Genomic DNA, 25781 nt, shown 5'->3' on the forward strand with positions numbered 1-25781 from the left:
CACCATGTCAACTTACGCCATCGCGCATCTGCATGAAGTCACGATGGGCCGGCCCATCGTCGAATATCTGGAGCGGATCGACGCCACGCTTGCCCCTTTCGGCGGCCGGTTCATCATCCATGGTGGCAAATACGAACGGCTCGAAGGGCAATGGCACGGCGACCTGATCGTCATCGAGTTTCCCGACCGCAACGCGGCGCAGGACTGGTATCGATCGCCTGCCTATCAGGCGATCCTGCCGCTGCGAACGAAAAACTCAATCGGCGACGTGATCCTGATCGACGCCGTCCCGGCGAACCACGTCGCAACCGATGTGCTCGCCGGCTAGCGCCCCGGTAGACCGGCGTTGACCTGCATCGGCGGCGAACGTCGGTTGCCACGCCATGGCGCTACGACGCTATCGCCGGTTCGATCCCGACACCACGTCGATCCACACGGCGAGCACCAGAATGGTCCCTTTGACAATCATCTGCCAGTATGCGTCGACGTCGAGCATCGACATGCCGTTATCGAGGCTCGCCATGACCAGTGCGCCGATCAATGCGCCATAGACCGTGCCCGAACCGCCACGCATCGACGTGCCGCCGATAAAGCATGCGGCGATCGCATCGAGTTCGCCCATCGAGCCGGCCGACGGCGAACCTGCCGCGAGCCGAGCCGTGTTGACGATGCCGCCGAAGGCGCACATCAGCCCCATCAACGCGAATATTGCGAGCTTCACCCGGTCGGTGTTCACGCCGGACAGGCGCGTCGCTTCCAGGTTAGAGCCGACGGCATAGATGCGCCGGCCGAACACAGTCTGCGTCGCGATCCACGTGAAGATGGCGAGCAGCGCGAGCAACAGCAGAACCGGCACCGGGATGCCGCCGTAACGGTCCAGCGTCGCCACGAACGCAAACAGGATCGCGCCCGCACCGACGATCTTCGCGGCGTCCTGCCAGACCGGCACGACCGGCAGCTGATAGCGCTGCCGGTTGCGCCGCTGGCGCACCGTCAGGAGCGCGAGCAAGGCGAACAGCACGACGGCGAGCGTATCGCCGGCAATACGCGGCAAATAGCCCTGGCCGATGAACACGAGCCCGTCGGACACCGGCGCGATCGTCGAGCCGCCGGTCAGCCCGAGCAGGATCCCGCGGTAAGCGAGCATACCGCCCAACCCGACGATAAACGACGGTATCCGCCGATACGTCGACCACCAGCCGTTGAACATGCCGACCAGCGCGCCGCAGAGCATCACCGCCGGCACGGTTGCAACCAGCGGCCAGTGGCGGTTCGCGTCGAGAATCGCCGCCACGCCGCCCAGCAGCCCGAGTAGCGACCCCACGGACAGATCGATTTCGCCCGAGATGATGACGAACACCATCCCGCACGCCAGCATGCCGGTGATCGACATCTGCCGCAGCAGGTTCGACAGGTTGCGCGGCGTGACGAACGCGCCATGCGTCAGGAATGAAAAGAAGACCCAGATGGCCGCGACGGCGAGCAGCAGCGCGAGAATCTTGTAGCGTGCGAACAGTTGCTGAAAGCGCTGCACTCCGCCAAAGGCAGAGGACGAGCCGGCATCGCCGGGGCTAGGGGAAGTGAGGTCGGGAGTCATGCGGCACTCGCTCCGGGTTGTGACGTAGAGGGATTCACCGCATTCAGCGCGGCACTGAGAATGTGTTCCTGAGTCAGCGTTGCGCCGTCGTTGACGAAATCGCCGCGCACTTCGCCTTCGCCGATCACCAGCACGCGGTCGCTGATGCCGAGAACTTCAGGCAGTTCCGACGACACCATCACAATCGCGATACCGCGTTGCGCGAGCTGGAAAATCAGCTTGTAGATCTCGTATTTGGCGCCGACATCGACACCGCGTGTCGGCTCGTCGAGGATCAGCACCTTCGGGTTGGTCAGCAGCATCTTCGTCAGCACGGCCTTCTGCTGGTTGCCGCCCGAGAGGCTCGAAATCGACAACATCGGATGCGCGGCGCGGATCGACAGCCGGCGAATCTCGGTGTGGATGGTGTCGAGTTCCGCCGCGGCATCGATACGCCCGCCTTTTGCAAAGCGTTGCAGCACCGCGAGCGTGATGTTGTGTCCGACACCCAGTTGCGGAACGATGCCGTGCCGCTTGCGGTCTTCGGGCACCATCGCGATGCCGGCCCGGATGGCGTCGAGCGGCGCGCGGATTTTCAGCGGCTTGCCTTCGAGTGTCACCGACGCGACGCTCGTGCCCGGATACGCGCCGAAGATCGCCTGCATCAGTTCCGTGCGCCCCGCGCCGACAAGTCCGGCGACACCCAGTATTTCCCCGCGCCGCAAGGCGAAGGACACATTGTTCACGCGCTTGCGGCGCGGATTGGTGACGTCGAAACAGGTGACGTGATGCGCCTCGAAGATCACCTCGCCGATCGGATGCGGCTCGCGCGGAAACAGGTTGCGGATTTCGCGGCCGACCATCATCGCGATGATCCGGTCAGTGGTCAGCCCGCGCATCGGCTCGGTGGCGACATGCCGGCCGTCGCGAATCACGGTGATCGTGTCGCACACGGCTTCTACCTCGTCGAGCTTGTGCGAGATGTACACGCAGGCCACGCCGCGCTTCTTCAGGTCGCGCACGATGTCGAGCAGGATACGCGTTTCGGAAGCCGTCAGCGACGACGAAGGCTCGTCCAGCAGCAACAGCTTCGCGCGCTTGTTCAACGCCTTGGCGATCTCGATCAGCTGCTGATGGCCGCCGCCGTAGTTCATCACCGGCTGCGCGACGTTGATGCCTTCGATGCCCAGTTCGCGCAGCAGTTCGTCGGCGCGGCGATACATCGCCGCGTAATTCATGCGGCCGCCGGGCAGCGTGATCTCGTTGCCGAGAAAGATGTTCTCCGCCACCGACAGCTCCGGCACGAGCATCAGTTCCTGGTGGATGATGACGATGCCGGCATGCTCGGTGTCGCGCACGTTGGCCGCCTTGAGCGGCTTGCCCTCCCACAGGATTTCGCCGTCCCATGTGCCGTGCGGGTACACGCCCGACAGCACTTTCATCAGCGTCGATTTGCCCGCGCCATTCTCGCCGCATAGCCCGACGCATTCGCCGGGCGATACGGCAAGGTCGATGCCGTCGAGCGCTTTCACGCCGGAAAACGATTTGACGATGCCGCGCATCGTCAGCAATGGTTGCGCCATTCGCGTCTGCCTCGCTGCAAAATGCGCGGTTTCCCCTACATGAGCATGCTGACCACGTGGTCATGCGAACATGCGAACGAAACCGCGCACGCCTTCCGTTTATTGGCTCGCGAGTTGCGACTGGGTATAGAAGCCGTCCTTGACGACAAGGTCGATATTGCTCTTCGTCAGCTTGGTCGGTTGCAGCAGCACGGTGTCGACCTGCTTCTTGCCGTTGTCATATTGCGCGTTGAACGCCGGCTTCGTGCCCTTCGCAAGATCCACCGCCAGCTTGGCGGCTTCGCCTGCGATCAGCTTCAGAGGCTTGTAGACCGTCATAGTCTGCGTACCTGCAATCACGCGCTTGACGGCTGCAAGGTCGGCATCCTGACCGGAAATAGGCACCTTGCCCGCCATGTTCTGCGCGGCGAGCGCCTGGATCGCGCCGCCTGCGGTGCCGTCGTTCGACGCAACCACGGCGTCGATCTTGTTGTTGTTCGCAGTCAGGGCGTCTTCCATGATGCGCAGCGCCGTCGAAGCGCTCCACTCCGGCACCCACTGCTGGCCGACCACCTTGATGTCGCCGCGGTCGATCGCCGGCTTCAGGATTTTCAGCTGGCCTTCGCGCAGCATCTTGGCGTTGTTATCGGTTGGGGCGCCGCCAAGCAGGAAGTAGTTGCCCTTCGGCTTCACGTCGTAGACGCCCTGCGCCTGCATTTCGCCGACCTTTTCGTTATCGAACGAGATGTAGGCGTCGATATCTGCATCGAGAATCAGCCGGTCATATGACACGACCTTGATGCCTGCTTTCTTCGCTTCGGCGACCACATTACCGAGCGTCTTCGAGTTGAACGGCACGATGACGATCACGTCGACACCGCGCGAGATCAGGTTTTCGATCTGCGCAATCTGACGCTCTTCACTGGCATCGGCCGATTGCACCGACACTTTCGCACCGAGCTTCTGCGCAGCGGCGACAAAATAGTCGCGGTCGCGCGACCAGCGCTCGACGCGCAGATCGTCGATACAGAAGCCGATTTCAGGATTGTCCTTGCTCGCATGCGCAAGTGGCGCGGCAAGCGACAGGCTGGCGAGTACTGCCCCGCACAAAAGCGAACTGAGTACGGAACGACGTGTCGCGAATTTCATGTCTCACTCCTCGTTATGATCTGGTCATGCTGCATTAATGGCGCACGCGGCGAGACGCGCAGCCGGACAAATGACAACCAAAGAACTACCCGTCGCACCGCGGCTACGCTGGCCGCGAGCGTCGTGCTGCCTGATATTGCACTACGGACTGCTGGCGAATACCGGTTCGAGCGCGCGATAGAGCGCATGAAACGTGGGCCGGCGTTCGTCGCGATACCACGCGTGTCGCGTCGCATCCGGCTCGCGGACCGCGACGACTTCCGGCGTGGGACACACGTCATCCAGAGACGCATCCGGCTCGATGGCAAGATGAGCGAGACGCGCCGCCCCCAGGGCCGGGCCCACTTCGCCACCTGAACGCAACGTCAAAGGTCGACCGGCGATATCGGCCAGCATCTGCGTCCACCAGGCGCTGCGCGAGCCACCGCCGATCACCGTAATGTCGTCCGGCACGAGTCCTGCGGCGTGCAGTGCATCCATGCCATCGAGCAACGCGAAACCTACACCTTCGAGCGTTGCGTTCGCGAGATCCGCACGCGCCGTCTCCGGCGTCATGCCATAAAACACACCCTTCGCGTTGACGTTGTTGTGCGGCGTGCGCTCGCCGGTCAGGTACGGCAGGAACCATGGGCGGCGATTTCCGCCGTTCGCTTCGGCATCGGCCAGCAAAGCGTTCACGTCGGCATAACCGGTCAGACGCGCGCAATAGTCGATACAACCCGCGGCGTTGAGCATCACCGACATCAGGTGCCACGTTTGCGGCAGCGCATGACAGAAGCTATGCACCGCCGACGCCGGATTCGCGAGGAAGCCGTCCGACACCGCAAAATAGACGCCCGAGGTCCCGAGCGACAGCATCGCCTGTTTCGGCTTGACGATGCCGACGCCGACCGCGCCCGCCGCGTTGTCCCCTCCACCTGCCACGACCGGAATCTCACGCAAACCCCACTCCCTCGCGAGTGCAGGACTTAAGGTTCCAGTCATGCGGTTGCCTTCGTACACATCGGGCATCTGCTCACGCGACAGGCCGCACGCAGCCAGCAGCCCATCGCTGTAATCGCGCTTCGCAACATCGAACCACAAGGTACCCGCGGCATCTGACGGATCGGTCGCAAAACCGCCTGTCAGCCTGAAGCGCAGGTAGTCCTTTGGCAGCAGCACCCTGGCGATGCGCGCGAAAACGTCGGGCTCGTGACGTCGCACCCAGAGCAGCTTGGGTGCGGTAAACCCGGGCATGGCCAGATTCCCGGCAATCTGATGCAGTTGCGGCACTGCAGCTTCGAGTTCCGCACATTCCGTATCTGACCGTCCGTCGTTCCAGAGGATCGCGGGCCTCAAGACGGCGCCACGCGCGTCGAGCAGTGTCGCGCCGTGCATCTGGCCGGTGAGTCCCATCGCTTCGATACGGTCCGCGCCGATTCCCTCAAGGCGGGCCTGGACAAGCAGGTCCTCGATCGCCGCCGAAGTGGCGTTCCACCAGTCAGCCGGCGCCTGCTCAGACCAGCGCGGATGCGGCCGGCTGACAGACAGCGCGCACTGCGCCGTGCAGCGCACGCGCCCGTCCCTGTCGAGCAGCACGGCCTTGACGCCGGACGTGCCGAGGTCGATCCCGATGAACATGTGTCTCCATCCTTTTTTCGCGCAAGTGTGCGCTTTGTCGACCCGCCTTCGATTGCGAAATTGACGAGTCGAACTAACGTTTTTAGCGGCGCCTCATGTGTCCTTTCGTGGTCCGTAGATCGCCTGATTCACGATGTTTTCGAGCCGCTCCTGCTGGCCGCTCACATGTTGCGGATTCACGCCGCGCGCAACCGCGTCCGTCGCCAATGTCGCCAGCGAATAGCCGCCCGACAGGATCTTGCGGCCGAACTCCGTATCCCAGCCCGCATAGCGCTGCTGACGGAACTGCTGCAGGCGATCGTTCTCGACGAGCGCCGCCGCGCGCTCCAGTGCGAGCGCGAGGACGTCGATCGCGCCGACGTGTCCGTAGAACAGGTCTTCCGCGTCCACGCTCTGGCGCCGCACCTTCGCATCGAAGTTCATGCCGCCCGTCGTGAAACCGCCGTGGCGCAGGATCTCGTAGAACGCCAGCGTCATTTCTTCGACGCTGTTCGGAAACTGGTCGGTATCCCAGCCGTTCTGCGGGTCGCCGCGATTCGCGTCGACGCTGCCGAAGACGCCAAGCGCAAAGGCCGTCGCGATCTCGTGATGAAACGAATGACCCGCAAGCGTCGCGTGGTTGGCTTCGATGTTCACGCGAATCTCGTTCTGCAGGCCGTATTGCGTCAGAAAGCCGTGTACGGTGGCCACGTCGTAATCGTATTGATGCTTGGTCGGCTCCTGCGGCTTCGGCTCGATGAGGAGCGTGCCCTTGAAGCCGATGCGGTGCTTGTGCTCGATCACCATGTTCAGGAAGCGGGCAAACTGGTCGCGCTCACGCACGAGATCCGTGTTGAGCAGCGTGTCGTAGCCTTCGCGGCCGCCCCACAGCACGTAGTTGTCGCCGCCGAGCTTGAGCGTCGCGTCGAGCGCGTGACACACCTGGGTCGCCGCAAAGGCAAAGACTTCCGGGTTCGGGCTGGTCGCCGCGCCTGCCGCGTAACGCGGATTCGAAAACAGGTTCGCCGTGCCCCATAGCAGCTTCATGCCGGTGTCCTGCTGCTTGCGCGCGAGGTAGTCGCTCATGCGCGAGAAATTCTCGACGTACTGCTTGATGCTTTTGCCTTCGGGCGCGACATCGGTATCGTGAAAGGTGTAGTACGGCACGCCGAGCTTCGCGAAAAACTCGAAGGCGGCATCGGCCTTTTGCTGCGCACGCTCCATGGCGTCGCCCGCCTGATGCCACGGACGGTGAAACGTCCCTTGCCCGAAAATATCGGTGCCCGGCCAGACAAACGTGTGCCAGTAGCACGCGGCAATCCGCAGATGCTCTTCCATCGTCTTGCCGAGCACGCGCTTCTGTCTGTCATAGTGGCGGTAAGCGAGCGGATTGTCCGACTGCGGACCTTCGTAGCGGATCGCGGGGATGTGTTCGAAAAAGGACATAGCGTCTCCAGTTTTTATGTTGCGCCGCAACCTGATCGACCATTGCGGAAAGCCTGTGCGGCAAGGTGAAGCCATGCTGCCAGCACGCGGCATATCCCGGCAATTGCGAAATTGCGCAGGCTGTGTGATGTTTCTCGCCAGTGGCGCGAAACGGTTGCCCAGCCGCGGGTTTCCGGGCCTAAAATAACCGGACACTTAAAACCGGCGCGGCGCTGGCAGCTGCGCACAACAGGAGACGATGGTCCGCCGGCATCTGAGTGCCGCCGCACCCTCCCTTGCGATGACTCGAGCCCAGGCGCCCCAGAAGACCCATCGTATTGCCCTGCTGTTCAACGCGAACAAGGTGTATGACCGCGAGATCATCACGGGCATCGGCAATTACCTGCTGTCGACCCGCGTCGCGTGGGATCTCTTTCTCGAAGAGGACTTCCGCTGCCGCCTCGCGGGCATCGAGCGTTTCGACGGGGACGGCATCATCGCTGACTTCGACGATCCCGCCGTTTGCGAAGCGTTGAGCAACTTCGCGTTGCCGGTGGTGGCAGTGGGTTCATCGTACGAAGACCCGGCGCAGTATCCGCCGGGCCTGCCCTACATAGCGACCGACAACGCGAAGCTCGTGTCGCTTGCGTTCACCCATCTGATCGGCGCCGGCCTGCAGCGCTTTGCAATCTACAGCCTGCCCGAAGCACCCGAAAACCGCTGGGCACAACAGCGCGAGCTGGCGTTCCGGCATCTGCTCGATGCGGAAGGACTCGACGTCGACATCCATCGCGGCCTGCCGACCAGCGCGCCGGAGTGGAATCAGGCGATCGAGCAGCTGGCCGCCTGGCTGAAGGATCTGCCGAAGCCCGTGGGAATCATCGCCGTGACCGACGCCCGCGCGCGGCATCTGCTGCAGGCATGCCTGATGGCCGGCATTCCGGTGCCGGAGGAAGTCGCGATCATCGGCATCGACAACGATCCGTTGACGCGCACGCTGACGCGCATTCCCCTTTCGTCAGTGATACAGGGCACGGAGGAAATGGGCCGCACTGCGGCGCACCTTTTGCATCAGATGCTGCACGGCGCGCGTTTTCCCGGACGACGCATTCTCGTGCCGCCCGTCGGCATCAACGTGCTGGCATCGACGAAGCACCAACCGCTGGCAAGCCCTTATGTGATGCGGGCGCGGCACTTTATCCGCCAGTACGCGTGTCAGGGCATCCGCACGGAACAGGTCGCGGATTATGTGGGCGTGTCGCGTTCGTCGCTCGAAGAGTACTTCCGCCGCGAGTTGCAGTGCACGGTGCATCAGGAGATTCTGCGTCACAAGCTCGATGCGGCGAAGGCGATGCTCGAGAAGCGCGACGCGTCGAGCGCGGAAGTGGCCATCCGCTGCGGGTTCACGTCGCTGCAATACATGTACGCGGTATTTCGTCGCGAACTCGGCTGCACGCCGCGCGAGTATCAGGAGCGCGCGAAGTCGTCGGCTGCGCCGGGTTGAATCCTCATCACCTTCTTACTTTCCGACGACATGATCAGTACCGCACGTCTTTCCTCCGATTCGTGGGGCGCATTGCCGAGCGGCGACCCCGCCCGCCTGTTCACGCTGCGTAATACGCACGGCATGAAAGTGGCCATCAGCGACCTCGGCGCGACGCTCGTCTCGTGGCATACGCCCGACCGCGCCGGCCGCCTCGACGACATCCTGCTCGGCCACGACAAACCCGCCGACTACTTCACGGGCACGACCTACATGGGCGGGCTGATCGGCCGTTGGGCAAACCGCATTGCGAACGCGCGCTTTCTGCTGGACGGCATCGAATACACGCTCGACCGCAACGAAGGCGACAATCTGCTGCACGGCGGCGCGGCGGGTTTTCACCGCGCGATCTGGGAAGCCAGCGAAGACAACGGCACGCTCGTCATGCGGCTCGAATCGCCGGAAGGCGATGCGGGTTTTCCTGGCAACGTGACCGTACAGGTACGCTACACGCTCGACGACGACGGCACGCTCACGCTCGATTACGAAGCCGTGTCCGATGCCCCGACACCGCTCAACCTGACCAGTCATCCCTACTTCAACCTGACGGGCCAGACGGATACGGACATTCGCGGCCACGTCATGACCATCGACGCCGACGCGTTCTTCGAAGTCGATGCAGGCCTGATTCCGTGCCGTCGCGCAGAAGTGGCAGGCAATGCATTCGATTTTCGGCAAAGCGCGCCCCTCGGTGCGAGGCTCGACTGGCCGCATGAGCAGCTTGTACGTGCGGGCGGATTCGACCACTGCTATGTGCTGCGCGATCCCGCCGCCGCGGCCGACACGGTGTTGCGCCCTGTGCGTCAGGTCGCGCGTGCCTATGATCCGGGCAGCGGGCGCGAACTGACCGTATCGACCAACGAGCGCGGCCTGCAGTTCTATACGGGCAACTACCTCGAAGGAATCGCCGGCCGCAATGGCGCCGTCTATCGCCGGCATGCGGGGCTGTGTCTCGAAGCCAGTGCGTTTCCCAACCAGATCAACATGGACGATCGCGAGCGGGTCGTACTGCGCCCCGGTGAAACGTACCGGCAGGTGACGTGCTATCGCGTGGGCGTAGTGGCGTAGTGGCGTAGTGGCGTAGTGGCGGACAACGGCTGATGCCGCTCGTATCCGTTCAGCAGGCGCTACGCATGGTTCAACGACCACTTCGGCGTGTCGTGGCAATTGATGATGGCCGGACCGGCGTGAAAGCGGGTGAACTGAAGGGCTAACGGCGCGGCGAACAACGGCGCTCTTATCGATGCTGGGTGGCGACTTTCAGCCCGAGCGAAATGAAGATCGTGCCAACGATCTTGCCCTGCCAGCGGCTGAGCCACGAGAGCCGCTTGACCAGCCTGCCGAGCGGGCGGATGGTCAACGCAATGAGCGTCGTATACGCCGCGCTCAGTCCGACGAAAATCAGCCCCAGCACCGCGAATTGCAGGAAAGACGAACCGTGCTCGGGATGCACGAATTGAGGCAGAAAGGCGAGGAAGAACAACGCGGTCTTGGGGTTCAGCACTTCGGCGGGAATGGCCTGAAAGAACGCTTTGGCAGGCGTCACGGCGGCCACCTTCGGCTGGGCTGCCTTCGATGAGGCGCCTTCGGGCTGCGCCGGGCCGGAGGGTTTCTCCATCAGCGCGCGAATACCGAGGTACACGAGATAAGCCGCCCCCACCACCTTCACGATGTTGAATGCGAGCGCGGAGGTCATCAGCAGGGCGGACAGACCCACGGCGGCGCATAGCGTATGAACGAAATCGCCGCACGCAATGCCAAGGCCAGTAAGTATGCCGGTCTTGCGTCCGCCCTGCACGGTGCGGGTCAGAACGAGCAGCACGGCAGGCCCGGGAATCAGGAACAGACCGAGCACCACCGCGATGAAAGTGCCCAATGTAGTGAGGTCAAACATGTCGTCTCCTGGCTTCGAATGATTCGACGGCGGCGCGCTGGTCCGTCGCGACGCTGTTGCGTCGATAGCGTGCGAACAGCATCGTCGCGGTGTCTCATCCGACGATGCCTCACGCCTGAATTGGCCGAACGATTGTACAGGGACTGAAAAACGCCCGCGCGAACTGCGTTGCGGGCACGCCGGATTGGCCTCGCACGCCATGACGAGGCTCTGGCTCAATCCATCGCCGCGTGAGCGATCGACGTCGGGTGGGCTTTCGCTGGCCGGATCAGCAGAATCAGCGGAACGACCAGCAGCGTCGCCACGAACATCAGCTTGAAGTCGTTCAGATAGGCGATCATCGATGCCTGCTGTGTGATCGACTGGTTCAACACCGCGAGATCGTAGTTCGAGCCGCTGGCAAGCATCGGTTGAATGGCGGGATTGAACGGCGTGACGTTCGCTGCGAGATCCGCGTGAGCGATCTGCGTATTGCGCGTGATCAGCGTCTGCACGATCGAAATGCCGATACTGCTGCCGATATTCCGCGCAAGGCTGTACGTTGCCGTGCCATCCGCGCGCAGTTGCGGAACCAGTGTTGAAAACGTCAGCGTACTCAACGGCACGAACACGAGACCCAGCCCGAAGCCTTGAATCACGCCTGGCCAGATGATATCGGACGCCGACAGCACGATCGTGTACTGCATCATCTGCCAGAGCGCGAAGGCGGAAATCAGAAAACCGGACAGCAGCAGCGCGCGCGCGTCCACATATTTCAGCAGGCGGCCGGCGAACAGCATCGCGATCATCGTGCCGGCGCCGCTCGGCGCAGTCACAAGCCCGGTTGTCGCGACGGGATAGTTCATCAGGGTCTGCAGCATCGGCGGCAACAGCGCGCGCGTGGCATACATCACCGCCCCGATCACGAAGATGAAGCAGGTTCCGGTCGCGAAATTGCGGTCCTTCAGCAACTCATAGCGGAAGAAGGATCGGGCGCCAGCCGTCGCCGTATGGGCCAGAAAGAACGCAAAACTCAGCGCCGCCACCAGCGCCTCGATGCGGATTTCGAGTGAGCTGAACCAGTCGAGCTGTTCGCCGCGATCGAGCATCGCCTGAAACGCGCCGATGGCGAGACTCAGTGTCAGAAAACCGAACAGGTCGAACTTCGCGTCATGTTTCGCCGGTCTCGCGGGCAGGAAGGTCAGCACGCCAAATAGCGCAAAGGCGCCGATCGGCACATTGATGAAGAAAACCCAGCGCCAGTTGTAGCTGTCGGTCAGCCAGCCGCCAAGCGTCGGCCCGAGAATCGGCCCGACCATCACGCCCATGCCCCACACGGCCATCGCCTGCCCCTGCTTCTCGCGCGGATTGATGTCAAGCAGGATCGATTGCGACAAAGGCACCAGCGACGCCCCAAAAATGCCTTGCAACAGCCGCGAGGCGACGATCTGGGTCAGTGTTTCCGACAGCCCGCATAGCGCCGAAGCAAGCGTGAATCCGGCAATCGCCAGTGCCAGCAGACGCTTGACGCTCAGCCGGTCGGACAGCCAGCCCGTAAGCGGCGTCGCAATAGCCGCGGCTACGATGTACGACGTCAGCACCCAGGTGATCTCGTCCTGCGACGCGGACAACGCGCCCTGCATGTGCGGGAGCGCAACGTTGGCGATCGTGCTGTCAAGCGTCTGCATCAGCGTCGCCAGCATGATCGAGATGGTGATCATGGACCGGTTGAGCGGAACGGCAGCGCTTTCCGAACCTGTTTTAGATGACATTGGGGAGGACCACCGAGCAATTCCAATAATAAGCATGCTTATTATATCGCTCACAGTTCAACGCGCAATTGGTAGAGTCGAGATCCCATGCCGACCCTTCGCGGGGCTGCCGTTGCCGCCCACCTTCCGCGCCGGGCTTTCGTATAATCGCCGGATGAAAACCCATCTTGAACAGCGCTTCGGCTTTCTGGTGTCGGACGTGGGCCGCTTGTGCGGCAAGCGCTTCGACGATCTGGCGAAGTCGTCACTTGATCTCACGCGCGCCCAGTGCCGTGCACTCGCGTATCTGTCGCACTTCGGCGACGTCAATCAGGCGCGTCTCGCCGATCTGCTCGAAGTCGCGCCGATTTCGGCCGGCCGCCTGCTCGACCGCATGGAAGAAGGTGGATGGATCGAGCGCTCGATGAACCCGCAGGATCGCCGCGAAAGGCACATCCGGATGACCGAAAAAGCGGAGCAGACACTCGGCCGGGCCCGGCGCGTAGGCGACGAGGTCGCCGCCGAAGCGCTCGAGGGTTTCAGCGACGAGGAAACGCAGCAGTTGATCGCGTTGCTGCAAAGGGTGCGCAGTAATCTCAGTTCGATCGTCGAGAGCTGAGGGGACGCGGGCGGGAATGACGACCTATGCCAGCCTGCGGCCTGAGGCCTGCGGGCCCGAGAGGTAAGACGCGGCGCTCAGGCGAGAATGGTCGCAAAGACGCTGTTGCGCCCCGCCGCCTTGGCGGAGTAAAGCGCTTCGTCGGCGGCCTTCACGACCGACTCCACCGTATTCGACTTCTTCCCTTGCCACGTCGCGACACCGATGCTCACCGTGATGCGTCCCTGCACGCTCCCGGCGTGTTCGATTTCAAGACTGAACACTTCGTCGCGAATCGTCTCCGCGACGCTGAGCGCGCCGGGCCCCGTGGTGGCAGGCAGCACGATCACAAATTCCTCGCCGCCGTAGCGGGCGGCACTGTCGCCAGGACGGCGGAGATTCCCCCGCACCCGCCACGCCGCATAGATGTCCACCTCGGGCGGCGCGACTTCCATGATCAGCGGCAGGCCCGGCAGGTGCCTGAACGTGTAGACGCGGCGGATACCGTCGATCGGGGCCTCATCGCTGAACCGGCCCTCGGGCTGCAGGACCATCCGTAGAAAAGGCCCCGTGCCGGTAAGGTCTCGTCCGACCACGCGCGGATCGTCGGGCCAACGCATGATCAGCTGTCCATTCATATGAATGAGCGCCATCGCGCCATTCGGCCCGAGTTGCAGCCCCGCCAGCAGCCTGCGAAAGTACTCGAGCCGAACCGTGCCGACCACAATGCCGCCAAACGATCCATCAGGCTTGTTGATGCGCCGGCTGAGCGCGATACCCGGATCGCCGTCGCGCAGCCGCGACCGGAAAGGTGGGCTCAGATAAAGGCCGGCATGGGGATTGTCCCGATGTACGGTGAAATAGCTTCTGTCCGCAAAATTGGCCTGACGCGGGGTAGCCGAGCCGGAATCGATGATCACGTTGCCGGCGCTGTCCAGCACGAGCATGGAACCCAGATCTTTGGCGGTGGCGGCACGGTCGAACAGCAGCGAATCGCGCAGCGCGCGCGGCAGCGCCATGACTTCAGGGTCGCCGACACCATCGACGACGGCCTGCAGCGAAAGATCATAAAGTTCGACGTTACGCGCGATATCGCGCTCGACCACCAGCAGCGTGTTGAGTGACGACTCATTGGCACGCGTGAGCGCGTCTTCACGACTGTCGTACAACAGGACCGCGCACACCGCCAGCATGGTCAGCGCCGTGACCACGCCGCCCGCGATCACTGCCCATGGCGAGACGAGCCAGGGCAGCAGGCGTCTGGAAATATGGCGGATCAGCATCGAGCGCGCTTTGGTTGGCCGGTTTCAAATTCAATGGCGGTATGCGCCGTCTCCGGGCAACGAGAATAGCAGATGCCACGCTCGCCATGGATCGATTTCGGGGACGCACGCCAACCGGGTTGCTCGCGCGCCCTGCTGCTATCGACATCGCCCGAGGCCTCCCGACAATCCGCTTTCACCCCCGCACACGCCCGGCACGATCCGACAGACGCCGGTAGACTTGCATTCCGTCTATCAGTGGTATGAAGTCCGGAGGGACGCCAGCATGATCAAGGAAAAGCAGATCAGGATTCCCGGCCCCGATCATCCGATCACGATCGAGCCCAGCGGGAAGCGCATCATCGTTTCGATCGCGGGGCGCGTGATTGCCGATACCCGCGAAGCGCTGACGCTGAGCGAGGCAACTTATCCCGCCGTGCTTTACATCCCGCGCAAGGACGCCGACATGTCGCTGCTCGAGCGGACCGATCACGCGACGTATTGCCCCTATAAGGGCGATTGCTCTTACTACAGCATTCCCATCGGCGGAGAACGCTCGGTGAATGCGGTATGGACGTATGAAGCGCCGTACGACGCGGTAGCGTCGATAGCAGGTCATCTGGCCTTCTATCGGGATCGCGTCGACCTGGTCGAGGAACAGACCTGAGCCTGAGACGGCAGCGGGCGCCCCGCGCCCGTTTCAACCCCGCCGCGGCAACTCCATCGCGCACTACCTGGCACGCGCACGCACCGTGCGCGTGTAGGACGCGATCATCGTAGCCAGTTCCTGTGCCGCAGGCGTCACGGGAATCGCGGCGCGCTGCAGCAGGCAGACGTTCTGCTGCGTGGGCCGCTCGCGAAGCGGAATCGACTTCAGCGCGCCGGCAAACGGCCCCCGTTGCGTCACGATCGATGACTCCAGCGAAAGGCAATCCGTTTCCCCGACGAGGTGCAGCGCTTCGAACAGGCCTTCGACCGTCGCGATGATTCTGGGCAGCGGCAACCCATGGCCTTCAAAGAAGCTGAGCAGCCGGTTCGATGACGTGTCGCCGGTCAGGTTCGGCGAGCGCGTCGCAATCCACGTGCAGCCCGCCAGTTCTTCGAGCGACTTCGCGCCTGCGTGCGGATGCCCGCGACGGCAGACCACCACCGGGTCGGATGGATAGAGCGTCGTCACCGAAAGATCGGTCGTGTCCGTGTCCTTCGATACAAGCGCAACAGCGAAGTCGAGCGTGCCGTCGCGTATCCACGCGATCATCATCCGCGACGTGCCCGTTCTCAGATGCACCGAAACCCGCTCGAAACGCGAGCGGAATTCGGTCAACACGGGCGCGAGCGCATCGATTAGCGGTTCGGTCGTCATGCCGAACGAGACCTCGCCCGCATACTCTCCCCGCAACTGCTGAACCTCCTGCTCCGCCCGCCCGCATTCCCCAAGAATCGCGCCAGCGCGCTGCAGCAGGCGCTGGCCGAGCGCCGTCAGCGCAACACCGCGATTGGTGCGCGTAAAAAGCGTGGCGCCCAGCATCGACTCCAGGTTCTGAAGCTGCTGCGTGATACCGCTTTGCGCCGTCCCAAGGGCTCGCGACGCAGCGCGGATGCTGCCGTGCTCGGCGACTGCGGTAAATACGCGCAACTGGGAAATCGTCAGAGCCATGTCTGTTTTTTTTGCGATCACTAAAAATGATCATGATAGCCCGATGCGCACTTCTCCGGATCGCCACCACGCCGTAGCATGGGACCGAATCAAACAGCCCAAAACCGGGAAAGGCGCCATGAAACTCCCCCGGCTGCCTCGACCTTCAACCCTCCCCCCTCTACCTCACACGCCCATGTACACGCAAAACACCCCGCTCCTGTCGCCTGCCATCGGCACCCGCCGCGAATTGACGAGCTTCCATTTCGGTCCGTCGGACAGCGGGCAAAAAATCTATATCCAGTCGTCGTTGCATGCCGACGAAACGCCCGCGATGCTGACGAGCGTCCTGCTGAAACGGCGCCTCCTCGCGCTCGAAGCCGAAGGGGCACTGACGGCGGGCATCGTGCTCGTGCCGGTCGCCAATCCGGTAGGCCTCGGACAGTACGTCATGGGCCAGTTCGTGGGACGCTTCGACCTCGCCAGCGGACGCAACTTCAACCGTCATTTCCTGCCTTTCACTTCACTCGTCGAACCCGCGAAGGAAGCGCTGGGCGCCGATCTGCTCGAAAATCAGCGGATCGTCCGGCAACTGGTTCGCGACGAACTCGAACAGCAGAAGCCGCTGACCGAATTCGAGTCGTTGCAACTGGCGTTGCTGAAGCTGTCGTTCGATGCCGACCTCGTCATCGATCTGCACTGTTCGCTGGAAGCCGTGATGCACGTGTACACCAGCGAGGCCGCGTGGCCACAGATCGAACCGCTCGCGCGCTATCTCGGCTCCGAGGCGTCGCTGCTCGCGACGAACTCCGGCGGCCAGTCGTTCGACGAGACGCATAGCCTGCTCTGGTGGCATCTTCAGGAGGATCTGCCCGCGGCCAAGCCCGTCCCCATCGGCACGCTCGCGGTAACGGTCGAATGCCGTGGCCAGCGCGACGTGTCGTATGAGATTGCCCAACAGGATGCGGACGCGATCATCGATTACCTGATCTGGCGCCAGGCGATCAAAGGCGACGCGAAGCCGCAGCCTGCATTGCCCATGCCGGCGACGCCGCTCGCGGGCAGCGAACAGTTCTACGCGCCGGCAAGCGGGATCCTCGTGCATCGCGCGAAGATCGGCGACACCATCCGCGCGGGCGATCCGCTCTTCGACATCATCGACCCGCTCACCGACGAAACGACGACCGTCGAGAGCCACACCGACGGCGTGCTCTATATGCGGCGCGCGATCCGTTTTGTGACGGCCGGCGCGCCGCTGGGCCGCGTCACCGGGACGCGGCCCGTGCGCACCGGCGTATTGCTCGGCGCGTGAGCGTCCGGAGGGTGGAATCGCCAGTTTCTTTCCAGAAGCTTACGCAGACTGATTTGTCGACAGCCGCTCGCTGCGCGTGCCACGCGTGCCGGTCTGAAGGGTAGAATTTGCGGTGAGGGTGCGAATATCGGGCACCCACACCAAAATCAAGAAGCCGGTCTGCGCTGCGGGCGCACGCATCACAAAGAGCAAGCGGGAGCAAGCGATGAAACCTGAACCCACAGAAAAGCCGGCCCGCAAGCGTCCGTCCAACCTCGTTCTGAACCTGCTCACCGTTCTGGTCGGTCTCGGGGTCCTGGCTGCGGGGCTGGCCTATCTGATTCTGAACGACACGCCGGTGTTCGCCATCCCGCTTGTCGTTACGGTGCCGGTTATCGCCGCCGTGGCATTTCGGAATTGCTGGGACTAGTACAGCATCACCTAAATTGTCCGTCTCATTTCAACGCAGCAGCATCGCACATAGCGCCATTCCGGTCAGGTAGGTCCCAAGTGCGCCGACGAACCGGAAGGGGTTGGGTTTTGCCATCGTTGGCCATGCGATCAGTCCGACGACGAGCAAACAGCGGCACACGGTTGCCGCGACGATCAGCGACACCGTCGCCGCCGAAGGCGATCTCGCGCCAAGGTAGAGAAACAGCAACGCGAGGAACGGCACGTATTCGGCCGTGTTGGCATGAGCCCGGACGAGCTTGTGTAGCCGGTTCGCAGGGTCCGGCTCGCAGCCTGAGGTGGTGCCTTCGCGAAAACGCATCACCGAGATGGACAATCCGAGGCCGAATAAGAGTAGCCCTAGAACGACCACGCATGCGAGAGCAACGTTGTCCATTTGAACGGGTCTCCTTGGCAGGGGAGTCAGCGAACGCCGGTTTGGTGGGTAAAACTGGATGTCGGTCCCTTGATTACGATGCGCCGGTTTGCAACGGATAGCCCCGGAGACTCCGTTTTGAAGGGGCGTGCGGCCTGATTATGTTCGCTGACAAACCGCTCGGTGCGTTCGCGCAGGTGCGCGGTGCCGGTATGGCTGGCAGGCGGATATGTTCAACTCCCTACGACTCGGCCGTCCCGGCGCACGCGCTCGCCCCGGCTGCTTGCGCTCGATGGCCTGAATCTCGGTCTTCTCGTCAATACTGAGCACTACTTTATTTATTCGCCCCGCTTCACTGCGTTGCTTGTCGGCCTCAACTCATCTCGACAAGATAGCCGAGCCAGTTTTTTATTCAAGCGATTTGCGGGAAGTTGTACCCGGACAGAAGATCGAGGGCAAGTGGTATCGCTTTTCCCTGCACTTAAGGGCTACCAGACGAACCGCATCGTCCGGTAGCTCACACTGTCTTTGCACGCGGCATGGCCCGGCAGACTTCTTGCTAGAAACCGCCTCTCCGTCAGTTGTTGCCGCTTTCCCCCAACGTCCATACGGTCAGCGTATTCGTGGCGTCATCCACGGCGGCTAAACGTGCCTGACCATTCAGGAGACGCCGCTCGTGACAGCACCGTGCGAGTCGCTGGAATGACCGCTTTACCCTGGAAACCGGCGTCTGGATTCCCGGAACAAGTCTAAGCCGGTGCAAAACTTACCATTCCGATGGCAGCTCATTCCCGGAATGAAATGATCGGGCTAATCGTTCTAGCCTACGTGGACTGATATGACGTCGCCTGTCAACGCGCCGGACGTACGCCATCCCGTCGAAGTGAGCGCCGCAGACGAGCTGCAGTTGATGGGCTGGCTTGCGCGAAGGATGAACCGGCCGTTGTCTGCGCCCTCGTTGCAAATCTACGGTTTCACGCTCGTAGGTGGGCGGCTGTTGCCAGGCGACGCGGGATCGGCGGGTCAGTTGATGTACAAGAACCGCGCCGGCACACGGCTCGCGCTCTACATGACGGCCGTTTCGAAAGGTGAGTTGGCGTACGGCGTCCTTCGCGACGGCAATCTCCGCACGTTCTATTGGGCTACCAACCATATGGGCTATGCCGTGTCCGGGCAGATCGCGGAGAGCCAATTGCGGGCGATCGCGATCGATGTGTGCGGCAAGCTCGGTGGACACCCCGAGCGCTGGGACTGGGATTGACACCGGAATATTTTGCGCACTCACCCGTTTACTGCGCACGTGCGGTCGCCTGCTGGTTGGCTCGTTGCTCGCCTTGCGGCGTGGCCGACGTGACCGCTGTACCGGTCTTGCCAGCAAGAACGGCGTTGCCGCAAACCTCGCCACAACTCCGCTCATCCTCCGTACTGCCAGAAAGTATCGCCCGTGCCGGTGAGGTGCGATCGCGCGCTCGCCGTGCCGCAAGGTGACACAGTAAGTGGAGTTCGCTCGCGGCAGTCGACGCACCGCGCGTACGACAGTTGCCGCAGCTTTCTAGGAGAGTCGAGTCATGAAATCTGTCATCAGACACCTCGCTTCGCTTCCCACGGCGCCGGCCAATGCCGCAAGAGTCAGCAAGAGGCTGCCCACGCGGGGTGCCGCCCCAACGTCGCATCCCGCACCCGCCGCACATGGCGGCCTGTGGCGCCGGTTGCTGCTCGCGCTGTGCGGCACGGGCGTCGCGCTCGGCGCGGTACACGCTGCGTACGCCCAGGAGCCGCTGCTGCCGCCGCCCGCCGTCACGTCGACCACCATACCGGCGAACGGCGACCTGAATCCGTATGGTGTCGTCTTCGTTCCGGACGGCTTTCCCTCCTTCGGCAATATCGCGCCGGGCGATCTGCTGGTTTCGAACTTCAACAACGCGAAGAACGTCCAGGGCACCGGCACCACGATCGTCAAGATCGTGCCGGGCGCGAAGCAGGCCGACACATTCTCCCAGCTCCACGCTACGCCCCAGTCCCCCATCGGCCTGACCATGGCCCTCGGCGTGCTGCGCGGTGGTTTCGTGCTGGTCGGCAACACGCCAACCACCGACGGCACGTTCAACACGATCAAGCCCGGCTCGCTGATCGTCGTGAACCGCAACGGCGTGGCGGTCGGGGAATTCAAGGGCACCCCGACAATCAATGGACCGTGGGGCATGACGATTTTCGATCAGGTCAATCACGCGAAAGTGTTCGTCTCGAACGTGCTGGGCGGAAACGTCGTGCGGCTCGACGTGACCGTCGACGCCAACGGCGTGCACCTCGTGAAGGCGACGCAGGTCGCATCGGGCTATCCGCACCGTGGCGACCCAGCAGCGGTCGTCGTCGGGCCGGCCGGGCTCGTATACGACCCGGTGCGCGACGTGCTCTACGTTGCATCGATAGTCGACAATGCGATCTTCGCGGTGTTCGGCGCGGGCAACTCGCAGCACGACGGCGGCAAGGGCGTGCTGATCTACGCGGATAACAAGCACCTGCATGGACCGCTGGCGCTTGCGTTAGGACCGAACGGCGATCTCTTCACCTCGAACGGCGACGCGATCAACGCCGATCCGGCTCTGCCGAGCGAGCTCGTCGAGTTCACGCCGCAAGGGCAATTCGTTGCGCAATTGCCGATCGATCCGGCGCCAGATGGAGCGTTTGGCATCGCGTTCCGTCAGATCATCCACGGACACGTGCACTTTGCAGCGGTCAACGACAATACGAACGCAGTAACCGACTGGAACCTGCCGTTCGAACAGGCAGGACAGTGATGGAGCTAGTGGCGCGATCGGTTCGCTGCCGCTGTGAACGAACGCTGTGAACGACAACAAGCGCCGCTGCAGGCGCAGCACACGCTACGGGGTATCTGCGAATGGTCGCGTTAGCTAAATGGCGGATGGTAATCACGATGACCATCCGCTTATCAGCAAATCGGATGACTGGTACAGGTCCGAATTGAGACGCCCGATCCTCCGGTTCGCGAGGTTGTTCGACTTATGCGACGCAGCATTCCGTGGACGCATCGACCATCAAATGCGGATATCCAACATACGGATGCTGGTCTGTCCGCATATCCAGCCCGGTCGGACTTCCCGTCTCATCGTGTTCTCTTGCTGGTCGCCGGTGGCTTCCCGGGCAAGCGCGGACGCTCACTCTGCTCACGGTCCACGACGGTAAGGGGATTGTTCAGGAATTCCTTGGTGAGGTTACGGGTCTGGGCGTTATAGGTCCAGCGTGCAAACTGCTCAAGCAGATTGTTGTTCTCGGCCCCGAGTCGCTGGTTTTCCGCTTCCAGCCGTGCGATCCGGTCCAGGGCGATCTGCAGCTCCGGAGACACAGACTCAGGGAGTTGTTCATCACGCCCCGACAGGGCCTTCTTCCGGACCGCAAAAGCCAAACGGATTCGCTCGTGACGGTGAAGCGTCTGCCGCGTGTACCTAAGGCCAGCGCGCCGCTCGACCGCCTCGATAAGTGCTTCCCAGCTCAGCCGACCGCTCCAGCCATCCAGCACGTCAACAATGGTGGCGACGACCTTGTCGTCCCAAGGCGGTCGCCCGTGAAGTCGCGGGCGATTCCGCTGGTGATGCAAACCTGTCTCGATGCCGTACCTGCTTCGCTGTCGCGTTCAATAGACCGCGTATCGACGCGCAAACGTTGGCGAGTTCACTTTGTGGAGCTTGTGATCGATTTCAACGCTCGATCGGTTCTCAACCCGCGCATGCCCCTCCAGGACAAACGCACGGAAACGGAGGCATTCATCTGGCTTTCGTCATCGATCAGTAACAATCCATCCACGATAATCTGGGCGCTCGACGATTCGTCAATTTCACAAAAAGGCGGCCAGCTCCGGTGAGGAGTTCGACACGCTGGTTTGACCTCCGGGGAAGCACTCAAATGACCATCCGTCATCGCATCACGCTATTGGTAATCTTGATGTTCGTCGCACTGTCGGCCATCGGCGGCTATGCGGTCTACCAGACGCGGGGCAGCGCCCGTGAGGTCAGGCGGGTGACGGAAGGCGTGGTGCCAAGCGCGCTGGCGTCGGCGGATCTGGTGTCGCAGGTCAAGGACGTCCAGCTGGCCACGATGACGCTGGTCTACGCGCCCGACGGCAACGTCATGTCGCAGGCGCAGGAAGAACTCAAGGCGAAGAAAGCGTCTTTGCAACAGGCACTCGCGCTGCAGGCGAGAGATGCCGCGAGTCATGCCCAGAAAGGCCTTGTATCGCAGGCCAGCGACAGCCTGGAGAACTATTTCTCCGCGATCAACGAAACCGCAAAGATGAAAGCCGCCGGCAAGAACGAGCTGGCGCAGGCTTATCTTTTCGCCAACGTGGCCCAGTATCGCGACGAACTCGAAGGTATCGTCGAGACACTTCGCGTCGAGAAGAACCGCGAGAAGGATGAGGCCATCGCCACGCTGAACAGCACCCTCGCGACGACAACCACCGCAATCGGCGCCGTCACGGGTATCGCAGTCATTCTGCTGATCTCCATCGGTCTGCTGCTGTATCGCCAGATTACCCGGCCGCTCAGCCGCATGCAGGCGATGATGAGCGAGATCGCGTCGAGCCAGGACTTCACGCGCCGTGTGCCGGTGGGCCGCATGGACGAAATCGGTCATTCGATTGTCGCGTTCAACGGGATGATCGAAAAGATTCAGGAAAATTCGGCGCTGCTCAAGCAAAAGACCGCGGACATCCAGGCGATGCTGCAGAACATGCAGCAGGGCATTCTGACCGTCGTCGAAGGGGCAGTCATCCATGCGGAGTATTCCGCGTATCTCGAAGCCATCTTCGAAACCAAGGACATCGCCGGACGCGGCCTGATGGAGCTTGTTTTTGCCGATACCGATCTGGGCGCGGATATCCTGTCGCAGGTCGACGCGGCGACTCACGCATGTCTCGGCGAGGATTGCATCAACTTCGAGTTCAACCAGCATCTGCTGGTGAGCGAAGTCGCCCGGCGCATGCCGGATGGGCGCGTCAAGATTCTCGACCTGAGCTGGTCGGCCATCACCGATGAAAGCGACACCATCGTTCGACTGATGCTGTGCGTGCGCGATGTCACCGAACTGCGCAAGCTCGCGGCCGAGGCCAGCGAACAGAGGCGCAGGCTGGAGATGATCGGCGAAATCCTCGCGGTCAGTCAGGAGAAGTTCCACCACTTCATCGAGAGTTCGGCAGGCTTCATCAGCGAGAACGAGCGGATCATCCGCAAGCATTCCGAGGCGGACGGCGAGGCCATCGCCGAGTTGTTCCGCAACATGCACACGATCAAGGGTAACGCCCGCACCTACAATCTTCAGTACCTGACTAACGTGGTGCACGAAACGGAGCAGCGCTACCAGCAACTGCGCCAGTCGGACACGGAGCGCACCTGGGACCAGGAAGGTCTGATGCAGGAACTGGCCCGCGTGCGGGAAGCGGTCGAAAGTTACGCCACGATCAACGAAGTCAGTCTTGGCCGCAAAGGCCCGGGCCGCCGCGGCAACGTCGAACAGTACCTGATGGTCGACAAGGTGCAGATCCAGGAAGGTCTGCGTCTCACCGAAAAGGCGAACTCGGGCGAACTGCGCGATCTGATCGCCATGCGCGACGCGATGCAGCGCACCTTGCGCATGCTTGGGACGGAAAGCATCGGCGAAGTGTTGTCCGGCGTGCTTGAATCGCTGCCTTCGCTGGCAAAGGAACTGGGCAAGGTGGCGCCCGCCGTGCGCATTCACGATAACGGCTACCGCGTGAGCCGCGAGGTGAGCGGCACCCTGAACAACGTGTTCATGCATCTGCTGCGCAACGCCGTCGATCACGGCATCGAAACCGCCGACGCGCGGACCGCGCAGGGCAAGCCCGCCGCCGGCACGATCGACATCGAAGTCGGCGCACACAGGGATACCGTTCAGATCACCCTCAGCGACGACGGACGCGGTCTCGCGCTGGGCCGGATTCGCAGCATCGCAATCGGGCGCGGCTGGATCGGCGCGGACGAACCGCTCGACGATGCGCAAATCGCGCATCTGATCTTCCGGCCGGGCTTCTCGACAGCCGACAGAATCACGGAGGTGTCGGGACGCGGTGTGGGTATGGACGCGGTACAGGACTTCCTCAAACGCGAGAACGGCCGGATCGAACTGCGCTTCACCGACGATCGCAAGGGCGCGGAATTCCGCCAGTTTCAGACGGTCGTGGTGCTGCCGGATAACGTCGCGGTGAACAGCGGCGCAATTCAGGCACACCGCGAAGCCGATGCGTTGCTCGATGCGGTCGCCGGTTAAGCCGCTTAGCCGCTTAAGCCGTTGAATCTCCCCTACCCTCTCGCATCAAATGAAATCCGGAAGGACTGGCTGTGATCGAACAGTATCTAGTAGCGGCACTCGGGAGTAGCGCGGTCACTGCCGTGCTCGCGCTCTCGGTGCACAGGGTGTCCCACGCGAAAGCAACGCGCCAGCCACGCGTTGAAGCAGGCGCACGGATCGACATGCTGTCTGAGACCAATGCGCAGCAAAGCGCGCTGATCGACCAACAAAACCAGCAGACGCAGGAACTCGAAGCAACGCTTGCGCAGCTTCGCGACGATCTTGCGAATCAGGTCGCATCCAATGAGGCAATCCGCGCGTCGCTGAACGCGGCCGTCGACGACCGCGAGCAGCTGGCACAGCACGCTGACCGGATCGCAGCCGAAGCCTTGCGCCTGAAAAGTCTTGGCGCGACCTTCGAGCGATGGCATGAGCAGATGATCTCGCTGATGACACAGAACAAGGACATGCATGCGAAGAATCAGGAGCTTTCTTCGATCGTCAGGCATGTCGTGATCGTTTCGCTCAACGCGTCGATCGAGGCTGCCCGTGCGGGCCAGGCCGGACGCGGCTTTGCGGTGGTCGCAAGTGAAGTCAGGGCGCTCGCGGCCCGCTCGGAAGAACTGTCGAAGAGCTATAGGGACAGCCTCGACATCAGCGACCTGACCACTACCGCGACCTTCCAGGACATCCAGGCCGGCGGCAAGATGATCACCGCATCGCTTGCCAGCGTCGAGGCGCTTGCCAACCAGTTTCAGTCAAAGCTTCATCAGGCATCAACGTGATCAGCAGCCACGCGAAGGACAGTTTCGAACGCATTTTCCGCAAGGCGGCGCAGTCACGGCTGTCGCTGGATTCGGGCGACGCCTGCGATATTACCCCGCTCGGGCAAGGCGAAACAGGAGCAAGCCTCGCAGGCGACGTCGTCGTACTGACGATCTCGTCAATCGTGTTCAGGCTGATCCTCGTGATCCACTTCGACGAGGACGCCAGCACGCGCGACTATTTCGCAAGGGATGCGGCGGCAAGACCGTTTCAGGAGGTCTTTCTGGAGATCTGCAACCTCTGCTGCGGCGCCATGAACCAGGAACTGCTCCGGTATTTTCCGGATCTGGGTATGTCCACGCCCTACGTGCTGCACGCTCGCTGCGTGTCCCATCTGGAAGAGCTGAAGCCTGGGTATCTGTCGTCGCATGCGGTCACGATCAATGGGTCCATTCGCCTCGCGGCGACAGTCTGCGTATGTGCCTACGCGCCCATCGACTTCATCGCCGACGTCAGCACCGTTGAGGAAACCAGCGGCGAACTCGAGTTCTTTTGAGCGCTGTCGAGACTGGCGATGCCGACACCCGTTCCAATTGTCGTTACA

24 protein-coding genes are annotated in these 25781 nt (G+C 62.4%); 13 read left to right on the forward strand and 11 right to left on the reverse strand.

What is annotated here, in order from left to right; genetic code table 11:
- Nucleotides 1–4: 4 nt before the first annotated feature.
- Nucleotides 5–328 (forward strand): DUF1330 domain-containing protein, encoded by a 324-nt coding sequence (locus B0G77_RS25440; protein WP_133664798.1) that lies wholly within the window; start codon nt 5–7, stop codon nt 326–328.
- Between the two features lie 69 nt (nt 329–397).
- Here B0G77_RS25440 and B0G77_RS25445 read toward each other — a convergent pair whose 3' ends face one another.
- From B0G77_RS25445 to xylA, 5 genes are all read right to left on the reverse strand, one after another.
- On the reverse strand, nt 398–1597 hold the full coding sequence (locus tag B0G77_RS25445) for a sugar ABC transporter permease (protein WP_133664799.1): 1200 nt from the start codon (nt 1595–1597) through the stop codon (nt 398–400).
- Nucleotides 1594–3159, reverse strand: a complete 1566-nt coding sequence (gene xylG, locus B0G77_RS25450) for a D-xylose ABC transporter ATP-binding protein (protein ID WP_133664800.1) — start codon at nt 3157–3159, stop codon at nt 1594–1596. The genes B0G77_RS25445 and xylG overlap by 4 nt, the downstream gene beginning before the upstream one ends.
- A gap of 99 nt (nt 3160–3258) precedes the next feature.
- Nucleotides 3259–4287 carry a D-xylose ABC transporter substrate-binding protein gene (gene xylF / locus B0G77_RS25455; protein WP_133664801.1) on the reverse strand — a complete coding sequence of 343 codons (1029 nt, stop codon included), beginning with the start codon at nt 4285–4287 and terminating at the stop codon, nt 3259–3261.
- A gap of 141 nt (nt 4288–4428) precedes the next feature.
- Nucleotides 4429–5907, reverse strand: coding sequence for a xylulokinase (gene xylB, locus B0G77_RS25460; protein WP_133664802.1), 1479 nt, complete (start codon nt 5905–5907; stop codon nt 4429–4431).
- Nucleotides 5908–6000: 93 nt separating this feature from the next.
- Nucleotides 6001–7332: a xylose isomerase gene (xylA, locus tag B0G77_RS25465; protein WP_133664803.1), complete on the reverse strand. Its 1332-nt coding sequence runs from the start codon at nt 7330–7332 to the stop codon at nt 6001–6003.
- 280 nt (nt 7333–7612) lie between these two features.
- Between xylA and B0G77_RS25470 the strand changes: the two genes are divergently transcribed.
- Nucleotides 7613–8815, forward strand: coding sequence for a DNA-binding transcriptional regulator (locus B0G77_RS25470; protein ID WP_133666862.1), 1203 nt, complete (start codon nt 7613–7615; stop codon nt 8813–8815).
- A gap of 30 nt (nt 8816–8845) precedes the next feature.
- On the forward strand, nt 8846–9922 hold the full coding sequence (locus B0G77_RS25475) for an aldose epimerase family protein (RefSeq protein WP_133664804.1): 1077 nt from the start codon (nt 8846–8848) through the stop codon (nt 9920–9922).
- 169 nt (nt 9923–10091) lie between these two features.
- Here B0G77_RS25475 and B0G77_RS25485 read toward each other — a convergent pair whose 3' ends face one another.
- A complete protein-coding gene (locus B0G77_RS25485) occupies nt 10092–10748 on the reverse strand; it encodes a LysE family translocator (protein WP_133664805.1) in 657 nt (218 codons plus the stop codon).
- Nucleotides 10749–10963: 215 nt separating this feature from the next.
- Complete coding sequence (locus B0G77_RS25490; protein ID WP_133664806.1) at nt 10964–12499, reverse strand: DHA2 family efflux MFS transporter permease subunit; 1536 nt, start codon at nt 12497–12499, stop codon at nt 10964–10966.
- A 154-nt stretch (nt 12500–12653) separates the two neighbouring features.
- Here B0G77_RS25490 and B0G77_RS25495 point away from each other — a divergent pair, with 154 nt between their 5' ends.
- On the forward strand, nt 12654–13097 hold the full coding sequence (locus B0G77_RS25495; protein ID WP_133664807.1) for a MarR family transcriptional regulator: 444 nt from the start codon (nt 12654–12656) through the stop codon (nt 13095–13097).
- Nucleotides 13098–13174: 77 nt separating this feature from the next.
- On the opposite strand, the gene B0G77_RS25500 is transcribed toward B0G77_RS25495, so the two are convergent.
- The gene (locus B0G77_RS25500) at nt 13175–14359 is read right to left on the reverse strand and encodes a diguanylate cyclase (RefSeq protein ID WP_133664808.1); all 1185 of its coding nucleotides are present in this window, start codon (nt 14357–14359) and stop codon (nt 13175–13177) included.
- Nucleotides 14360–14624: 265 nt separating this feature from the next.
- Between B0G77_RS25500 and B0G77_RS25505 the strand changes: the two genes are divergently transcribed.
- The gene (locus tag B0G77_RS25505; RefSeq protein ID WP_133664809.1) at nt 14625–15005 is read left to right on the forward strand and encodes a DUF427 domain-containing protein; all 381 of its coding nucleotides are present in this window, start codon (nt 14625–14627) and stop codon (nt 15003–15005) included.
- 63 nt (nt 15006–15068) lie between these two features.
- Here B0G77_RS25505 and B0G77_RS25510 read toward each other — a convergent pair whose 3' ends face one another.
- Nucleotides 15069–15995 carry a LysR substrate-binding domain-containing protein gene (locus B0G77_RS25510; RefSeq protein ID WP_133664810.1) on the reverse strand — a complete coding sequence of 309 codons (927 nt, stop codon included), beginning with the start codon at nt 15993–15995 and terminating at the stop codon, nt 15069–15071.
- 175 nt (nt 15996–16170) lie between these two features.
- Here B0G77_RS25510 and B0G77_RS25515 point away from each other — a divergent pair, with 175 nt between their 5' ends.
- Both B0G77_RS25515 and B0G77_RS25520 read left to right on the forward strand, forming a co-directional pair.
- A complete protein-coding gene (locus B0G77_RS25515) occupies nt 16171–17286 on the forward strand; it encodes a succinylglutamate desuccinylase/aspartoacylase family protein (RefSeq protein WP_133664811.1) in 1116 nt (371 codons plus the stop codon).
- Nucleotides 17287–17491: 205 nt separating this feature from the next.
- Nucleotides 17492–17695 (forward strand): hypothetical protein, encoded by a 204-nt coding sequence (locus B0G77_RS25520; RefSeq protein WP_133664812.1) that lies wholly within the window; start codon nt 17492–17494, stop codon nt 17693–17695.
- A 30-nt stretch (nt 17696–17725) separates the two neighbouring features.
- Here B0G77_RS25520 and B0G77_RS25525 read toward each other — a convergent pair whose 3' ends face one another.
- A complete protein-coding gene (locus B0G77_RS25525) occupies nt 17726–18112 on the reverse strand; it encodes an MAPEG family protein (RefSeq protein ID WP_133664813.1) in 387 nt (128 codons plus the stop codon).
- An 817-nt stretch (nt 18113–18929) separates the two neighbouring features.
- On the opposite strand from B0G77_RS25525, the gene B0G77_RS25530 reads away from it, so the two are divergent.
- Together B0G77_RS25530 and B0G77_RS25535 are read left to right on the forward strand one after the other, a co-directional pair.
- Nucleotides 18930–19352 (forward strand): hypothetical protein, encoded by a 423-nt coding sequence (locus B0G77_RS25530; RefSeq protein WP_133664814.1) that lies wholly within the window; start codon nt 18930–18932, stop codon nt 19350–19352.
- Between the two features lie 307 nt (nt 19353–19659).
- On the forward strand, nt 19660–20889 hold the full coding sequence (locus B0G77_RS25535; protein ID WP_133664815.1) for a hypothetical protein: 1230 nt from the start codon (nt 19660–19662) through the stop codon (nt 20887–20889).
- A 326-nt stretch (nt 20890–21215) separates the two neighbouring features.
- On the opposite strand, the gene B0G77_RS44520 is transcribed toward B0G77_RS25535, so the two are convergent.
- Nucleotides 21216–21515, reverse strand: a complete 300-nt coding sequence (locus B0G77_RS44520; protein WP_243751206.1) for a hypothetical protein — start codon at nt 21513–21515, stop codon at nt 21216–21218.
- 12 nt (nt 21516–21527) lie between these two features.
- On the opposite strand from B0G77_RS44520, the gene B0G77_RS44525 reads away from it, so the two are divergent.
- From B0G77_RS44525 to B0G77_RS25555, 4 genes are all read left to right on the forward strand, one after another.
- Nucleotides 21528–21971 carry a hypothetical protein gene (locus B0G77_RS44525; RefSeq protein WP_166656236.1) on the forward strand — a complete coding sequence of 148 codons (444 nt, stop codon included), beginning with the start codon at nt 21528–21530 and terminating at the stop codon, nt 21969–21971.
- A gap of 41 nt (nt 21972–22012) precedes the next feature.
- The gene (locus B0G77_RS25545) at nt 22013–24391 is read left to right on the forward strand and encodes an ATP-binding protein (protein WP_133664816.1); all 2379 of its coding nucleotides are present in this window, start codon (nt 22013–22015) and stop codon (nt 24389–24391) included.
- Nucleotides 24392–24462: 71 nt separating this feature from the next.
- Nucleotides 24463–25197: a methyl-accepting chemotaxis protein gene (locus B0G77_RS25550; RefSeq protein ID WP_133664817.1), complete on the forward strand. Its 735-nt coding sequence runs from the start codon at nt 24463–24465 to the stop codon at nt 25195–25197.
- The gene (locus tag B0G77_RS25555; RefSeq protein ID WP_133664818.1) at nt 25194–25733 is read left to right on the forward strand and encodes a hypothetical protein; all 540 of its coding nucleotides are present in this window, start codon (nt 25194–25196) and stop codon (nt 25731–25733) included. The genes B0G77_RS25550 and B0G77_RS25555 overlap by 4 nt, the downstream gene beginning before the upstream one ends.
- Nucleotides 25734–25781: the final 48 nt, after the last annotated feature.

The organism is Paraburkholderia sp. BL10I2N1 (assembly GCF_004361815.1).
Classification (GTDB): domain Bacteria; phylum Pseudomonadota; class Gammaproteobacteria; order Burkholderiales; family Burkholderiaceae; genus Paraburkholderia.

Coding starts and splice junctions, on each gene's coding strand:
- B0G77_RS25470 (WP_133666862.1), top strand. CDS start 7,613: ATGACTCGAGCCCAGGCGCCCCAGAAGACCCATCGTATTGCCCTGCTG.
- xylG (WP_133664800.1), bottom strand. CDS start 3,159: ATGGCGCAACCATTGCTGACGATGCGCGGCATCGTCAAATCGTTTTCC.
- B0G77_RS25445 (WP_133664799.1), bottom strand. CDS start 1,597: ATGACTCCCGACCTCACTTCCCCTAGCCCCGGCGATGCCGGCTCGTCC.
- xylF (WP_133664801.1), bottom strand. CDS start 4,287: ATGAAATTCGCGACACGTCGTTCCGTACTCAGTTCGCTTTTGTGCGGG.
- B0G77_RS25530 (WP_133664814.1), top strand. CDS start 18,930: ATGACGTCGCCTGTCAACGCGCCGGACGTACGCCATCCCGTCGAAGTG.
- B0G77_RS25520 (WP_133664812.1), top strand. CDS start 17,492: ATGAAACCTGAACCCACAGAAAAGCCGGCCCGCAAGCGTCCGTCCAAC.
- B0G77_RS25525 (WP_133664813.1), bottom strand. CDS start 18,112: ATGGACAACGTTGCTCTCGCATGCGTGGTCGTTCTAGGGCTACTCTTA.
- B0G77_RS25495 (WP_133664807.1), top strand. CDS start 12,654: ATGAAAACCCATCTTGAACAGCGCTTCGGCTTTCTGGTGTCGGACGTG.
- B0G77_RS25490 (WP_133664806.1), bottom strand. CDS start 12,499: ATGTCATCTAAAACAGGTTCGGAAAGCGCTGCCGTTCCGCTCAACCGG.
- B0G77_RS25545 (WP_133664816.1), top strand. CDS start 22,013: ATGACCATCCGTCATCGCATCACGCTATTGGTAATCTTGATGTTCGTC.
- B0G77_RS25505 (WP_133664809.1), top strand. CDS start 14,625: ATGATCAAGGAAAAGCAGATCAGGATTCCCGGCCCCGATCATCCGATC.
- xylA (WP_133664803.1), bottom strand. CDS start 7,332: ATGTCCTTTTTCGAACACATCCCCGCGATCCGCTACGAAGGTCCGCAG.
- xylB (WP_133664802.1), bottom strand. CDS start 5,907: ATGTTCATCGGGATCGACCTCGGCACGTCCGGCGTCAAGGCCGTGCTG.
- B0G77_RS25535 (WP_133664815.1), top strand. CDS start 19,660: ATGAAATCTGTCATCAGACACCTCGCTTCGCTTCCCACGGCGCCGGCC.
- B0G77_RS25475 (WP_133664804.1), top strand. CDS start 8,846: ATGATCAGTACCGCACGTCTTTCCTCCGATTCGTGGGGCGCATTGCCG.
- B0G77_RS25515 (WP_133664811.1), top strand. CDS start 16,171: ATGTACACGCAAAACACCCCGCTCCTGTCGCCTGCCATCGGCACCCGC.
- B0G77_RS25500 (WP_133664808.1), bottom strand. CDS start 14,359: ATGCTGATCCGCCATATTTCCAGACGCCTGCTGCCCTGGCTCGTCTCG.
- B0G77_RS25510 (WP_133664810.1), bottom strand. CDS start 15,995: ATGGCTCTGACGATTTCCCAGTTGCGCGTATTTACCGCAGTCGCCGAG.
- B0G77_RS25485 (WP_133664805.1), bottom strand. CDS start 10,748: ATGTTTGACCTCACTACATTGGGCACTTTCATCGCGGTGGTGCTCGGT.
- B0G77_RS25440 (WP_133664798.1), top strand. CDS start 5: ATGTCAACTTACGCCATCGCGCATCTGCATGAAGTCACGATGGGCCGG.